Consider the following 15,086-nt stretch of genomic DNA (forward strand, 5'->3'; position numbering starts at 1 on the left):
CCTCAAGGCTACTTTACCTGACTGGGGGACGCAAGGCGAAGGCGAGGAACGGGTTGTCTATTGATTGAATTTTCAGCGTAAGGTGAAAGGGCGTGAAAGTAAAACGCCAGCCTTTCGGGCAGAAAAGCTGGCGTGGTGGGCATACAGGTCTCGCTCCTAACCGATCGGCATGAAGCGTGATGGGCGTGTTAAATCCGGCTACCCCACAGATCGTATTCATCGGCGTGTTCGACTTTGACCTTAACGATATCGCCGACTTTCACGCCAGTTTCTCCGTTCAGGTAAACCGCGCCGTCGATTTCAGGAGCGTCGGCCATGCTGCGGCCAATCGCGCCTTCTTCGTCGATTTCATCGATCAACACCAGCACTTCACGGCCAATTTTATCCTGCAAACGCTGGGTAGAAATGGCCTGCTGAAGCTGCATGAAACGATGATAGCGCTCTTCCTTGATCTCTTCCGGCACCGGATCCGGCAATGCGTTGGCGGCTGCGCCTTCGACCGGGCTGAATTTAAAACAGCCCACGCGGTCGAGTTTGGCTTCTTTCAGGAAGTCGAGCAGCATTTGGAAATCTTCTTCCGTCTCGCCAGGGAAACCGACAATGAAGGTAGAACGCAGCGTTAAATCTGGGCAGATTTCGCGCCAGCGCTTAATACGCTCCAGCGTTCTTTCTACTGCGCCGGGGCGCTTCATCAGTTTGAGAATTTTCGGGCTGGCGTGCTGGAGCGGGATATCCAGATAAGGCAGGATTTTGCCTTCCGCCATTAATGGAATCACATCGTCTACGTGCGGGTAAGGGTAGACATAGTGCAGGCGCACCCACACACCGAGAGACGCCAGTTGCTCACACAGGCTGACCATGCTGGTCTTGACCGGCTGCCCGTTCCAGAATCCGGTACGCTGCTTCACATCTGCGCCGTACGCCGAGGTATCCTGAGAAATCACCAGCAGCTCTTTTACGCCGGCATCCACCAGACGTTTCGCTTCATCCAGCACCGAGCCGATCGGGCGGCTATCCAAATCGCCACGCATGGAAGGGATGATGCAGAATGTACAGCGGTGGTTACAGCCTTCTGAAATTTTCAGATACGCGTAATGGCGCGGCGTGAGTTTCACGCCCTGCTCGGGAACCAGGCTGGTAAACGGGTTGTGCGTTGGTTTAGGGACATATTGATGCACGTGCGACAGCACCTGCTCGTAGCTGTGCGGGCCGGTAATTTCCAGCACTTTTGGATGCACTTCGCGTATTTGATTTTCTTTGGCACCCAGACAGCCTGTGACGATAACTTTACCGTTCTCATTCAGCGCTTCGCCGATGGCTTCCAGCGACTCTTGTACGGCGCTGTCAATAAAACCACAGGTATTGACGATCACCAGTTCAGCGTCGTCATAGCGCGGGACGACCTGATAACCTTCAGTACGCAGTTCGGTCAGAATCCTCTCGGAGTCGACGAGGTTTTTCGGGCAGCCGAGGGAAACAAAGCCGATACGTGGTTGTGGGGGGGCGATATTGCTCATAAGGATAAAAAATAGTCAAAGTTATGTTCGTTAGGGCAGCGATTGTACCGATGTCAACATCAAATGCCTATAAGAAGATGAGGGAGAAAGTGATAACAATGGGTATTTTTATCCACGGGACGTAGGGGCTAATACCGCACGTTTAAGCATTGATAGGCTCAGCGAAACCACGGGGAGAGGTGTTCCTGAGAACCTCTCCCCTATTTATCTTAAAAATGGCTTTAAGTGATAAGCATGAACGGTAGGACTCACTTTCTCCGTTTTCCGGCCAAATTGTAGCGAATCATTAAGATTAGTAGTCGGAAGTGTGGATGGTAGAAGCGATGTCTGTTAGTGGCCATGCCTTCCGGTTGTGCTTTACGCCAGATCTAGCTTATCCCGACAAACCCATCCGTTTGATGCCGCCACAAACGGGCATATACCCCCTCTTGTGCCAATAAATCTCTATGGTTTCCTACTTCGACAATTCTTCCCTGTTGCATTACCACCAGACGATCCATTTTGGCAATGGTCGATAGTCGGTGGGCGATAGCGATAACGGTTTTTCCCTTCATTAAAATATCCAGATTATCCTGAATAGCGGCCTCGGCTTCCGAGTCCAGTGCTGACGTTGCCTCATCCATAATCAAAATAGGGGCGTCTTTCAGTAAAACGCGTGCGATGGCAATACGTTGACGCTGGCCTCCCGATAATTTGATACCTCGTTCTCCTACATGTGCATCTAGTCCTGAACGGCCTTGAGAATCGGAGATTTGCATGATGAATTCATCTGCTTGTGCATTCCTCAGCACTTGCATCAACTCTTTATCAGTGGCGTTGTATTTACCGTACAGCAGGTTATCGCGTATCGAGCGGTGCAGCAGCGAGGTATCTTGTGTAATCATCCCGATTTGCTCCCGCAAACTTTCTTGTGTCACGTCGGCAATATTCTGGTTATCGATGAGGATACTTCCACTTTGCAGGTCATAAAGGCGAAGAAGCAATCCGACCAACGTTGACTTTCCTGCTCCAGAAGGTCCGACGAGACCGATTTTTTCCCCTGGCCTGATGCAAAAATTTAATCCTTCAATGATGTGATGTGATGTGTTGTAACAAAAACTAACCTGCTCAAAAGTGATGGCGCCATGTTGTACCTTCAAGGCTGGTGCATTTAATTTATCGGTAATACTGATCGGCTGAGAAATCGTCTTCATGCCTTCTTGTACGATGCCAAGACTTTCGAAGATGCTATTCACCACCCACATGATCCACCCTGACATATTGGTGATACGAATTACCAAACTTGTCACTATTGCGATTGCGCCAGCGCTTAGTAACGAGTGCGTCCAGAGCCATAGCGCAAAACCGATACTACCGACGATCAGCAGACTGTTCAGCATGATGATTGTCAGGTCCATACTGGTGAGTATACGGTTGGCCATCTGCATTTTATGCGTATGTTCTGTTATAGCGTCCCTAACGTAGCGTGCTTCAAGCATGGTGTGAGAAAACAACTTCAAAGTGAAAATGTTGGTATAGCCATCAACGATACGCCCAATGAGTTTTGAGTTAGCCTCTGTTGATTCAATGGATCGTGCTTTCACCCGTGGCACGAAATAGCGCAGGCAGCTGATGTATAGCACCACCCAGATAATAAGTATTACCATTAAACGCCAGTCCATTTCTGAAAGCACGAACAGCGTACTTAATACATAAATCAGCACATGCCAAATGGCCGATACAGCCTGAACAACAGAGTCACGTAAGGCATTCCCTGTTTGCATAATGCGGTGTGTGATACGTCCGGCAAAATCACTTTGAAAGAAATTTAGGCTCTGCTTGAGTACGGTATTGTAGTGCTGCCATCGAATCATGCTTGTCATGCAAGGGTTAATTGATTGATTAGTGAGTAAATTTCGTAATCCAAGGAAGAAGGGCTGAATGATGAGCGTAAGGGCAGCCATCCAGAGAAGTTCATTACCATGTTCACTGAAGAAGTGGTTACTGGGGGTAATGCGGATGAGATCGATGATACGGCCTAAATAACTGAGTATAACCACGTCAATGAGCGCAGTAATCCCCCCTACGACTAACAGCGCAGTGAAGCTTGGCCATACCTGATATAGATAGTGAAAATAAAATGGTCGTAATCTATTTGGTGGTATATCTGCTGGTGCATCGCGAAATATAGTAATCAGTTGCTCAAATCGACGATAAAGCATATCTAACCCCTTGTATATTCTTCCCTGAAGAAAGCGGCCTGTTCTACTATTCCATCCAGAACATACTCAGCCGCATTTAGCGATAACCCGTGAATGTTTATATTTATGCTCAATCTGGTAGACCGTGCTTAGAGCTGGGGCCTAGAGGGAGAGAAAAATATCTTTTCCGACAATTCGCACGGCATGGTCATAAAAACGAGACCAAAGTGCCGTCCCTTGACCTAAATAGGCCAGGTGCCACGGCTTGGGCGTGCTGACAAAATGGACGATAGCCGCGTTTTCATACATAGCGCTCATTGGTCGACCTGGAGGCATATAGCAGTTATATTTTTCATCCAGCGTCAGATAGAGACCACGAATCGCTTTGTTCAATGCGCACTGATCTTGAAAAATAAGGACGCTATCTGTGTCTTCACTGTAGGCAATCGCAGCTTCTATTGCGGGTAATGTAGCTGGGTGATGGAAATCCAATAGCATCACGCCAGAGTTAAAATAGCGGCCATTAGGGATACCATGCAGTGTGACTGCATGGTCAACCAGAGGGCCCATCTGGTCATGGCACGCAGCCAACGGAAATTCTTCCATATCCATATACAACAGTGGCAGCGGTGAAGATTGGATAACTACATCGGAATCAAGATATAGGGCCCGTGCTACACCACATTGGGATAGATAACGGCTGGCATAAAGTCGAGCGTATGCCATGGTGCTCAGCATATCTCCCATGGAATTAAACCCGTAGTGTGCCCGGCTCTGATCAAGTTGCATTTGCAACGTTGAGACTACCCGTAGCGTCAAAGACGGAAATTCTCTGTTGAAGCTGCTGGCGAGTTGTCCCCATAGACCATGTGCTTCCGGCAACACGAAAATATAGATGTCAGGTAAATTTTCGCTACGCTCGATGGCGATTGCCAGCGAGATGAGGGCGACGATAGCCGGAGCCGTGTACGCCGTATCGGCACAGAAGAAAATGGCATTTTCAGAAACGGGATGGGGTGGTGAGAGAGAAACGCCAAGCGGATAGTATGCAGTCAAGCTTGTGCTTTCGGTTTCATCCCCCTTGTCGTCCTCACGCTGAATGCGTCGTTGTGTAGCATCTAATGTTATTAGCGCGATGCGTAATCGGATCAGATCAGGTGAGGTAAACCAGCCGTGTAACTGCTCTATAGCGCGTATCAGCCTGATGGTTTCTCCAGTCTGGGTCGCAACCAGCAAAATACGCTTAGCGGCCTCCTGATAAGAAAAATCGAGGTTAAACCATGCTTCGAGCAAAGGTATAACATCGTTGTAACGCGCTAAACTGATCAAGCACTGGATGGCGCAATGAATAAGGTTAGCCGATAGCGTTTCAAGTGGGCCAAAGTCGGCCAACCATGCAAGCCCTGCTTCTGGATTGCCTATAGTGCACTCATAGCGGGTACGAAGCGCTACGAGTGCTTCCGACATCTTATAATCTCGAGCGGGAATGCTCTCGAGCTGCTGGCGAAGTTCCTCAAAACGCCGGCCTTTAAGTAGGTACTTTAAGTGAAGCATGCGGGTATTTGGATGCTGGCTAGCAAACTCTGATAAATGTGAAATGATGGCATTAGCTTCTTCTAATTGTCCGGCATCGAGCAGGCGGTTTGTGGTGTCGACAAGGCTGTAGTAGTGACTAGATGAGTAGGCGACGGGTGTGCGCTGAAAAAGCCTGGCTACCCCACTGTCAGCACCATACTGCAGGCAGATTTCCACATAACGGGTAGCCAGAATACCTGATGAAAGCGGCATTTGTTGCTGTAGTGCAAACATCACCTCGTCAGTATCATGCTGGTTGAGAAGTGTTTTGAATATCTCAGCATGAATATCGCCACGCAGTGTGCTATTGGCAAGAGAAGATGCTGCCACCATTGATTGTCTCTCTGGCTGCGGTGTATGGTTTGAAAGTACTAAGTTCCGATCTTGTTTAGGCATATCTGCGTTCCTTGCGTTGTTGGTTTTCCAAAATCGATACCAAACACATGATTCATTGGCGGCAGTCAATATCTGCTCATCGTCATGCCACCTTGCTTATGGCGTAAAAAATACCCTCGCCGATCACCTGTATTGCATGATGTTTGTAGTCGGCCCAAAGTGTTGATCCTCGCCCGCTGTAGTTAAGATCCCAGGGTTTCGGCGTACTGATAAAATGCATGATCGCGGCATCCTTGTCTTGAGGATGGGCAGTATCGTCAGGAACAATGAACCAGTTAAATTTTTCATCCAAATCCAGATACAGCCCCTGAATGGCTTTGTTCAGCGCACATTGATCTAGATAGAGCAGCTTGTTGTCGAGTTGCTCGCTATAAGCGATGGCCGTATTTAGCGTTGATTGCGTTGCCGGATGCTGGAAATCAAGCAGCAAAATACCAGAGTTAAAATAACGGCCGTTGGGAATACCGTGCAGCTTAATCGCGCGGCTGATTCTTGGGTGTGCACGTTCAGTACGTGCTGCTAGGGGATACCCTCCCATGTCCATATGCAGCAAACCAAGTGGTGAACGGCGGATAACAACATCGGAGTCTAAATACAGTGCGCGTGTAATACCAAGTCCTTGCAAATAGCGGCTTGCATAAAGCCGGGCGTACGCGGTGATGCTCAGCATTTTTCCGTAGTTTTGAAACCCGTAGTGCGCTCGGCTTTCATCGAGATCCATCTGTAATGTCGATAGAATTTTTACTGTCAGAGGAAATTTTTTGGCAAAACAATGTGCGATCTGGCTCCAGATTTCATGCGTTTCAGGCAGAACAAACATATAAATGTCGGGGGGAGGATTAGCCTGTGCAATCGACATTGCCAACGAGGTTAGCGCTACCAGCGCTGGAACGTTATATGCGGTATCAGCACATAAGAAAATAGCGTGTCTTTGCCTTGGGGTCGTCATGGATATCATGCCGTTGGCGTAGGGGAAGTCGAGCTCTCTGATGCTCTGCTTTTCATCAACAGAAGTCACTTTTGCATGAGCAGAATGGCGTGCTTCAATTGTTTGGAGTAATGCGGTACGCAGGTGTAACAGGTCGAGCGAAGTGAACCAGCCATGTAATGCCTCGATAGCCCGCACGAGCCTCAAGGTGCCACTGCTTTTTGACGCGATATTCAGCACCAGTTCCGCGTGATCCTTAAAAGAGAAATCGAGGCTGATCCACACCTCAATTAAAGCTAAGGCATCTTCAAATTTGCCGAGTTCGTTCAGACATTGTGCCGCTGACCACATGAGATCGACAGGTAGCGTGTTGCGAGGGCCGAACTCGTCCAGCCATGTGAGCCCGGCATCGGGTCTTCCTGTAATACACTCGTATCGAACACGCAGCATAAGAAGTTCCGCATTGATCCGATAATCCCGTAACGGAATACGGGCAAATTGTTTGTGCAACTCGTCGAACTGTGCAGCCTTAAACAGGAATTTTAAACGGAGAATCCTAATCTCTGCAGTCTGCCCCGTGAACTTACATAAGTGTGCAATGACCGATTCGGCGTCGGACATCATACCTGCATTGATGAGACGAGTTGCGACACCGATCAGCGCGTGATAACAGCTATGCACGTATGCCATTTGCACGCTCTTTAGCAAGCGGGCGACACCTTGATCGGCACCATAACGGAGGCATAGTTGTAGGTAACCGGTTGTCAACGTAACCTGAGAAAAACCTGTATTATTCTGTTGCAGCGCAGCAAATGCGATGCTGGCGTCGTGCAGATTAAGTAATATTCTGCCTATCTCAGTACCGAAATAGGCATCGGTTATGGCACTGCTAGCCGTAGGCCCGGCCATTCGGTTAGCAGGTAAATGATCTGAAACAAAGGGCGGTACAACGGGCCCTCCGGTATGATGTGAGGAAACAAAATCCTTTTCTTGTGCCGCCATCTCTGCACTCCTTAATTTGCGGATATCGTGAATTGGTACAGCCGCCTCATGAAATGATGGCTAGCGCTATCCGCGCGCAGTTGTATTACCTGTATCGTTAATCAGGTGAAATCACGATGGGATTTCACCTATTGCCTCGATAGAATATTTGAAGCGCACTGGTGTTCCTGAATGTTTATTTTTATTAAAAGTTCTCTCCTTTCATGAGGGACAAACCGGGCTAGAACAAAAAATTTCATCGCCGATTATGCGTATTGCGTGACGTTGGTATTCACCCCATATCGTGAGTCCTTGGCCAGCGTAGCCCGCTTGCCAGGGCTTAGGGGTTTCAATGAAGTGCATAATGACGGTGTTGTCCTCTACCACTTGTGTAGCGCTACTTGGTGGTATGAACCTGTTGTAGCGCTCATCCAGTGCCAGATAAAGCCCTGAAATGGCTTTATTCAACGCGCATTGATCGAGAAAAAGTAACGGGCTATTTCCTTGTTTGCTATACGTAATTGCAGTGTTGATGGTAGAGGGCATGGCGGGATGTGTCAGATCAAACAGTATCACTCCAGCATTAAAATAACGTTCATTGGGGATCCGATGTAGCCGGATAGCGCGCTTTATCAACGGAGTATTTCGGTCAGTACGCGCAGCCAATGGGAACCCCTGCATATCCTCATAGAGCAGGGATAAGGGCGAATGCAGGATCACAATATCAGAGTCGAGATAAAGCGCACGGGTCACGCCGATATAGTGTAAATAGCGGCTCGCGTAGAGTCGCGTGTAGGTGGTTGTGCTCAACGTCTCACCAACGTTATAGAAACCAAATTGCGCACTGACTTCATCCAGATCCATCTGTAAGGTCGAAACAATTCGTAGCGTTATAATTGGAAATGCTGAAGTGAATCGCTCGGCAATACGTTCCCAAAGCGGGCGAATTTCAGGCGGAACAAAAATATAGATGTCGGGGAGATTATTGGCACCACCTATCGACATCGCCAGCGATGTTAATGCCACAACGGCTGGGAGACTAAAGTCGGCGTCAGTACAGAAAAATATGGCATATTCAGAGAGAGGCTTCGTTGGCTGTAGCGCGGCATCTTCGCATGTCGGGCCGTTGACTGTTGGAGAGATCCCGCTAATTTGAACGGGGTGTGTAGGGGAATAAGCCTGAAGCAGGGTCGTGCGTAAGCGGACCAAATCAGGGCAGGTAAACCAGCCATGGAGGCGTTCGATAGCCAGCACCAATCTGGGTGTTTCCCCCGTTTTTTCTGCCACCCGCAGTACGCGCTTGGTATCTCTCCGATAAGAGAAATCAAGGCTAAACCACGCCTCCAGTAAGGGGACCGCCTCCTCGTACCGTCCTAGTGTCGTCATGCAGTCCACCGCCCACTGGAGCAAGCGGGGAGGAAGTGTGTCGAGAGGTGCTAATGCGATTAACCATTCCAGGCCAGCAGATGGGTTCCCCATGACACAGTCATATTTGACTCGAAGTGCAATCAGTTCGTCCGAGGTTTGGTAATCCCTTAATGGGATGTCTTTAAACATCTCGCTCAGCTCATCAAGTTTTTCGAGGGCAAACAGGTATTTTAAGCGCAAAATACGTTGAGCTGGATGCCGACTAGCGAACTCTGATAAGTGCAAAATAATCGTATTAGCCTCGTTCATGAAACTGTTGTTAATCAAACGTGTTGCGACATTAACAAGATTATGATGAGTGCTTCGGTTGTAGCGCATTCTGATCTTTTGAAACAGGTTGGCCACACCATGATCGGCACCGTACATCAGGCAGAGTTGTAAATAGTGGGCTGACACATGAGCTAAAGTCAGTTCTGGCATTCTCTGCCGTATTATTTCAATCACTTCCTTTGCATCATGTCTATTGAGCAATGTTTTAAATACTTCCGAGTGAATATCCTGAATTGGTTGTGTAATGGAATAAAATTCTTTTACAGGGTGAATAGCTGGTTCTATTCTAATATTTTCTCGGGTATGTGGTAATAAACTATCGTGTGGAATAAGTAAATCTTGGCCTTTTTGATCCATATATGCACTCCTTGCTATTAGGATTTTGATGCGATGTACGTCACAGACTCGTCAAGTTAATGAACGACTTACTATTTACCATTATTAATGGATGTGTTTTTAATGCTTGTTAAAATAGATTTTTCTGGATCAAGCAGTCAAAACATTAAGCATTGCGTGTGATGCTTGAGTTATGCTGATTGTAATTTATAAGTTATTGATTTTTTATTAAATTAATCTTTAATGTGTTGGGTTGTATGGTGATGAGGTTTTTTATTTCTTTTGTTGACGCTATTAATAATGGTGTGTTTTTTTATTATTGTTTTTAATTTAAGAATAACCATTGTATAAATGGCTTGTTGTGTTTTTTTTATGTTTGATTATGTGAGTTTGATTTATTTATTTTTATATTAAATAGCTTTTCATAATAGCACTACACTCGCTGAGGACGGCATCCCGTCAGCACTTGCGTCGCACGATGAGAAGTGAAGCATCAATGTGCGAAGTTATTTAATATGAAAAGAATCGTATCTTATGCTAATGTTTGTTGCAAATGAAAATTTCAACAACCGCATTTTATGCACATTTATGAGTATTGGCATGTTTTTAATTGAATTAGAAATGGTTTCTATATTTCACACAATATTAGGAGCTGGATTCTAAATAATTATAATTTTAGAAAGATGGTAAAGAGAAAAATAGAAGCGTGTAGATATGAGGTCAAAAGTTTCCACTCACTGGCTTGTCGTAACTTTTTTTTTGCACAAACATTACCTGCCGCCTAAATTTACAGGACTTTTTGTTGGATGGAGACAACGCTATGTCCTATTGCCTGATGCCTCGCAATTCGGTTTCACCCTCCCTGTTACGACGATTTCTTGCTGCGCCACATTGGTTGCTGCTTAGCGCGATGCTGCTGTTTTCCAGCCCGTTATTGGCGGCGGAACCGAAGGTGACGGAATTGCAGGATAAGCTGGATCACCCGTGGTCATTAGCATTCTTGCCGGAAGATCAGGGAATCCTGATTACGGAACGCGCCGGGAATCTACGCTTATGGAAAGCGGGCAGTGCGCTGTCTGCGCCGATAGGGGGTGTACCGAAGGTCTTCGCTAAATCACAGGGTGGACTGCTGGAGGTCGCGCTATCGCCGGATTTTGCGCAGAATCGACGCATCTACCTGAGTTTTGCTGAAGAGGGCAGTGATGGTAAAGCGGGAACCGCAGTCGGCTATGGTAAACTCTCCGAGGACAATAAGCGGTTGGAGAACTTCACGGTCTTCTTCCGTCAGGAACCGAAGCTATCGACGGGTAACCACTTCGGCGGCAAGCTGGCGTTTGATCGACAAGGTCACCTGTTTATCGCACTGGGTGAAAACAATGAGCGCCCGACCGCACAGGATCTGGATAAATTACAGGGCAAAATTGTGCGTCTGACGGCCGAGGGTAAGGTGCCGTCCGATAACCCGTTTGTGAATACCCCTAATGCGCGGCCGGAAATCTGGTCCTATGGGCACCGGAACCCACAGGGATTGGCGATTAATCCGTGGTCTGGCGTACTGTGGGAAAATGAACATGGCCCGAAAGGCGGTGATGAAATCAATATCCCCAAAGCCGGCGAAAATTACGGCTGGCCGATTGCGACACACGGCATTAACTATTCCGGATTGAAGATCCCAGAAGCGAAAGGAAAAGAGATTGCAGGGATGGCGAACCCGGATTTCTATTGGGAAAAATCACCGGGCATCAGCGGAATGGCTTTCTACAACAGCGATCGTTTCCCGCAGTGGAAAAATTCGGTTTTTATCGGCGCACTGGCAGAGAAGAACCTGATTCGTCTAACGCTTGATGGCGACAAAGTCGTTTCACAAGAGCGCTTGCTGAGCAACCGCGATGAACGCATTCGCGACGTAAGGCTGGGGCCTGACGGTTACCTCTATTTGCTGACCGATCACGACAATGGCAAATTGCTGAAAGTCGGACTGGAGTAAGAAATCAGGCACCTTACGGTGCCTGTTTCATTTAAGACAGCGGAATCATGACGTGCTTCTGATACGCCGGGCGCTCGGTGAGTTGCTGATACCAGCGTTCCAGATGCGGGTGCGACTGCTGATCAATCGGCATATTCAGCCAGCCGTAAACAATACAGCCTAGCGGAATATCGCCAACGCCAAACTGTTCGCCGGATAGCCACGGCTGATTAGCCAGAACGGTATCGACAATATCGAACAGGCGTTCGCATTCGGCGATGCCTTTTTGTACTAACGCCATATCGCGTTTTTCCGGCGCGACGCGCACCATATTGATGAACACTGGCCCGAAAGAAACGGCGAGGGCGCTGGCCCAGTCCATCCATTTTTCAGCACTGGCGCGTTTGCCGGGATCCGCGAGATACAGCGAATCCTGACCATACTGCGCCGCCAGATAACGAACGATGGTGTTGGACTCCCACAGCACCAGATCGCCGTCCCGCAAACAGGGGATGAGGCCATTCGGATTCATCGCCAGATAATCGGCTTCATGGTTAAGGCCGAATTGCCCACCCGCCGCAATATGCTGATAAGGCAGCGCCAATTCTTCCGCGCACCACAGGACTTTCTTTACGTTGGTCGAATTATCACGACCCCAAATCGTTATCATACCTGCCCCTCTTTCTTCGTGAAGCTTGCCCCGGTCATCCGCGACAGCCGATGAGAAATAATGATATGCCTTTTTAGTCTTTATGATTTAACTTGTCATTCTTAATAATGACAGCAAGTTACATTCAGACAGGAAAGTTACACAATGAAATTGACGCATTCTGTTCGCGCCGTGTTGGGCATCACATTGCTGGCTGCTGGTATGCAACTGGCAATGGCCAGCAGCGATCCTCAGACGATCACATTTGGCGTGGCGCCAGGGCCGTATGGCGACATGGTGAATCTTGCCATCAAACCTGAGCTGGTGAAAAAAGGCTACAAGGTCGTCGTGCGTGAATTCAGCGATTACGTTCAGCCTAATCTGGCGCTGGCCAACGGTAGTATTGATGCCAACCTCTTCCAGCATACGCTGTATCTGGAAAAATTCGCCGCCGATAAAGGGTTAAAAATTTCCCCGCTGATTACCGTTCCGACAGCCAGCATGGGCTTCTACTCGAAGAAAATCAAATCGCTGGATGAGCTGAAAAAAGGAGATGTCGTCACGCTTTCTAACGACGCCACCAATCTGGCGCGTGGCCTGCGTTTCCTGCAATCGCTGGGTCTGATTACGATTAAGTCGGACATCGATCCGACGAAGGCTTCCGAGAAGGATATTCTTGAAAATCCGCGCGGGTTGGTCTTCAAACCGATGGAAGCGGCGCAACTGCCCCGCACGCTGGATAGCGTGACGGCATCGTTGGTGAACGGTAATTTCGCGCTGGCGTCCGGTCTGAAACTGTCATCAGCCATTAAGCTTGAAACGCTGGATGAGAACCTGAAGAACGTTATTGCCGTGCGCACCGACGATCTCGATAAACCCTTTGTTAAAGATACTAAGGCGATTGTGGAATCACCCGCTTATGCCGCGGTGATCAACGATCCGGCGTTGATGTATAGCCAGTTCCAGAAACCTGAGTGGATGCAGGCAAAAACGCCAGCGCCCGCACAGTAAGCGTCAGGCTTACACAGAATACCATTTGGCCGGTCTATGACCGGCTTTCTTCTTTTCCGCTCAGGCCAGGAGTTTGCGGATAATGATTCAGTTAGAAGGGGTAAGCGTTGACTTCTCTCACGGGAAGCAGCCAGAAAACCGCGCGGTAGACGATGTGTCGCTGCACATCCAGCGCGGGGAAGTTTACGGCATTGTTGGCACCAGCGGTGCGGGAAAAAGTACGCTGCTGCGAACCATCAATCTCTTGCAGCGGCCGACGTCAGGCCGTGTGCGCGTCAATGGCGTGCTCATCAGCGAGCTGTCAGGACATCCTCTGCGGGAACAGCGGCAAAAAATCGGCATGATCTTTCAGCATTTCAATCTGATGCAGACGCGTACCGTGGCGGAAAACGTGGCATTTAGCTTGAAAGCCGCCGGGAAATCCAACGCGGATATCGCGACGCGCGTGCCGGAAATTCTGAATCTGGTGGGGCTGGCAGATAAAGCATCGTCTTATCCGGCACAGCTCAGCGGTGGTCAGAAACAGCGCGTAGGCATTGCCCGAGCGATTGCCAACGATCCCGAAGTCTTGCTGTGCGATGAGCCTACGTCGGCGCTCGATCTGGAAACTTCCGCTGCCATTCTGGCGCTGTTGAAAGAGATTAACGACAAACTGGGCATCACCATCGTGCTGATTTCTCATGAAATGAGCGTGATTAAGGCCGTTTGCGATCGGGTGGCGGTGATGACGGGCGGTCGGGTTGTGGAAGAAGGCGATGTTTTTGATATTTTCGCGACGCCGCAACACGCGTTCACGCGTCAACTTGTGTCCCACACGCTCGATTTGGCGCTGCCGCCGCGCTTGCTGAAGGATTTGCAGGGCACATTATTGAAGATTCTGTTCGTCGGCGAATCGGCGGAGCAACCTGTGCTGTCGGATGTCGCGACGCGCTTTGGCGTATCCGTCAATATCCTGCACGGTAAGATCGAATACATCGGCAATCGTGCGCTAGGCATCCTCGTGGCGCTATTGACCCATCCATCCAACCCCGTAAAAGTGACGGAAGCGGTGGAGCATATTCAGGTAAGGACGGCGAACGTGGAGGTGCTGCATGGCTGATTTATGGATCGATCTGGTCGCGGCGTTCGGTGAAACGTTCCAGATGGTGGGAATTTCTACGCTGCTTGCCGTCATCGGCGGTTTACCGCTGGGGCTGCTGATTTATGTCACGGACAGGAATCTGTTCTGGCAAAATCGTGCCGTCTATCTGTTTGGCACCGTGCTGGTGAATATTATCCGCTCAATTCCCTTCGTGATTCTGCTGGTCTTGCTGTTACCGCTCACGCAGTTTCTCTTGGGGAATACGATTGGCCCAGTGGCAGCGGCGGTGCCCATGTCGGTGGCAGCCATCGCATTCTATGCGCGTCTGGTGGATAGCGCACTGCGTGAAATTGACCCCGGCATTGTGGAGGCGGCCGAAGCATTTGGCGCCAGCCCGATGCGTATTATTGGCACGGTGCTACTGCCAGAAGCGAAAGCAGGATTATTGCGCGGCCTCACGATTACGCTGGTGAGCCTCATCGGCTATTCGGCGATGGCGGGTATTGTCGGTGGCGGTGGCGTGGGGGATCTGGCGATCCGCTTCGGCTATTACCGCTATGAAACCGAGGTGATGGTGATCACCGTGGTTGCACTGGTTATTCTGGTGCAGGTGGTACAGACGCTGGGTGACTGGCTGTCAAAGCGTGCAGATAAGCGCGAACGCCGTTAAGGGTTTTCCATGCACTGGCACGGGGTTGGATTGCCATGTTCCTCGTGCCATCCGTTATGTCCTCTGATTACCTGATACCTACATTTTCAGATATTCCT

10 protein-coding genes are annotated in these 15,086 nt (G+C 49.1%); 4 read left to right on the plus strand and 6 right to left on the minus strand.

Going from position 1 to position 15,086, the window contains the following annotated elements; translation table 11 throughout:
* Nucleotides 1-188 precede the first annotated feature (188 nt).
* The 5 genes from rimO to LCF41_RS09290 all read right to left on the minus strand — a co-directional run bounded on the left by rimO (nt 189) and on the right by LCF41_RS09290 (nt 9,632).
* Nucleotides 189-1,517, minus strand: coding sequence for a 30S ribosomal protein S12 methylthiotransferase RimO (rimO, locus tag LCF41_RS09270; protein ID WP_225087802.1), 1,329 nt, complete (start codon nt 1,515-1,517; stop codon nt 189-191).
* A gap of 368 nt (nt 1,518-1,885) precedes the next feature.
* Nucleotides 1,886-3,718, minus strand: a complete 1,833-nt coding sequence (locus LCF41_RS09275; protein WP_225087803.1) for an ABC transporter ATP-binding protein — start codon at nt 3,716-3,718, stop codon at nt 1,886-1,888.
* A gap of 141 nt (nt 3,719-3,859) precedes the next feature.
* Entirely contained in the window at nt 3,860-5,668 is a 1,809-nt protein-coding gene (locus LCF41_RS09280) for a glycosyltransferase (RefSeq protein WP_225087804.1), read from the minus strand.
* An 82-nt stretch (nt 5,669-5,750) separates the two neighbouring features.
* Nucleotides 5,751-7,598: a glycosyltransferase family 8 protein gene (locus LCF41_RS09285; RefSeq protein ID WP_225087805.1), complete on the minus strand. Its 1,848-nt coding sequence runs from the start codon at nt 7,596-7,598 to the stop codon at nt 5,751-5,753.
* A 201-nt stretch (nt 7,599-7,799) separates the two neighbouring features.
* Complete coding sequence (locus tag LCF41_RS09290) at nt 7,800-9,632, minus strand: glycosyltransferase family 8 protein (protein ID WP_225087806.1); 1,833 nt, start codon at nt 9,630-9,632, stop codon at nt 7,800-7,802.
* Between the two features lie 799 nt (nt 9,633-10,431).
* Between LCF41_RS09290 and LCF41_RS09295 the strand changes: the two genes are divergently transcribed.
* Complete coding sequence (locus LCF41_RS09295) at nt 10,432-11,598, plus strand: PQQ-dependent sugar dehydrogenase (protein ID WP_284144955.1); 1,167 nt, start codon at nt 10,432-10,434, stop codon at nt 11,596-11,598.
* 31 nt (nt 11,599-11,629) lie between these two features.
* Here LCF41_RS09295 and LCF41_RS09300 read toward each other — a convergent pair whose 3' ends face one another.
* On the minus strand, nt 11,630-12,247 hold the full coding sequence (locus LCF41_RS09300) for a glutathione S-transferase family protein (protein ID WP_225087807.1): 618 nt from the start codon (nt 12,245-12,247) through the stop codon (nt 11,630-11,632).
* 144 nt (nt 12,248-12,391) lie between these two features.
* Between LCF41_RS09300 and LCF41_RS09305 the strand changes: the two genes are divergently transcribed.
* The 3 genes from LCF41_RS09305 (at nt 12,392) to LCF41_RS09315 (ending at nt 14,988) form a co-directional block, all read left to right on the plus strand.
* Complete coding sequence (locus LCF41_RS09305) at nt 12,392-13,237, plus strand: MetQ/NlpA family ABC transporter substrate-binding protein (RefSeq protein ID WP_225087808.1); 846 nt, start codon at nt 12,392-12,394, stop codon at nt 13,235-13,237.
* 82 nt (nt 13,238-13,319) lie between these two features.
* Nucleotides 13,320-14,336 carry a methionine ABC transporter ATP-binding protein gene (locus tag LCF41_RS09310; protein ID WP_225087809.1) on the plus strand — a complete coding sequence of 339 codons (1,017 nt, stop codon included), beginning with the start codon at nt 13,320-13,322 and terminating at the stop codon, nt 14,334-14,336.
* The gene (locus LCF41_RS09315) at nt 14,329-14,988 is read left to right on the plus strand and encodes a methionine ABC transporter permease (RefSeq protein ID WP_180777004.1); all 660 of its coding nucleotides are present in this window, start codon (nt 14,329-14,331) and stop codon (nt 14,986-14,988) included. The genes LCF41_RS09310 and LCF41_RS09315 overlap by 8 nt, the downstream gene beginning before the upstream one ends.
* Nucleotides 14,989-15,086 lie beyond the last annotated feature (98 nt).

Origin of the sequence: Pectobacterium colocasium, assembly GCF_020181655.1 — a bacterium.
GTDB classification, from domain to species: Bacteria; Pseudomonadota; Gammaproteobacteria; order Enterobacterales; family Enterobacteriaceae; genus Pectobacterium; species Pectobacterium colocasium.

What these genes read in the sequence shown, in the direction of transcription:
- LCF41_RS09285 (WP_225087805.1), bottom strand. Translation starts at nt 7,598, where the DNA reads ATGGCGGCACAAGAAAAGGATTTTGTTTCCTCACATCATACCGGAGGG.
- LCF41_RS09305 (WP_225087808.1), top strand. Translation starts at nt 12,392, where the DNA reads ATGAAATTGACGCATTCTGTTCGCGCCGTGTTGGGCATCACATTGCTG.
- LCF41_RS09310 (WP_225087809.1), top strand. Translation starts at nt 13,320, where the DNA reads ATGATTCAGTTAGAAGGGGTAAGCGTTGACTTCTCTCACGGGAAGCAG.
- rimO (WP_225087802.1), bottom strand. Translation starts at nt 1,517, where the DNA reads ATGAGCAATATCGCCCCCCCACAACCACGTATCGGCTTTGTTTCCCTC.
- LCF41_RS09275 (WP_225087803.1), bottom strand. Translation starts at nt 3,718, where the DNA reads ATGCTTTATCGTCGATTTGAGCAACTGATTACTATATTTCGCGATGCA.
- LCF41_RS09300 (WP_225087807.1), bottom strand. Translation starts at nt 12,247, where the DNA reads ATGATAACGATTTGGGGTCGTGATAATTCGACCAACGTAAAGAAAGTC.
- LCF41_RS09315 (WP_180777004.1), top strand. Translation starts at nt 14,329, where the DNA reads ATGGCTGATTTATGGATCGATCTGGTCGCGGCGTTCGGTGAAACGTTC.
- LCF41_RS09280 (WP_225087804.1), bottom strand. Translation starts at nt 5,668, where the DNA reads ATGCCTAAACAAGATCGGAACTTAGTACTTTCAAACCATACACCGCAG.
- LCF41_RS09290 (WP_225087806.1), bottom strand. Translation starts at nt 9,632, where the DNA reads ATGGATCAAAAAGGCCAAGATTTACTTATTCCACACGATAGTTTATTA.
- LCF41_RS09295 (WP_284144955.1), top strand. Translation starts at nt 10,432, where the DNA reads ATGTCCTATTGCCTGATGCCTCGCAATTCGGTTTCACCCTCCCTGTTA.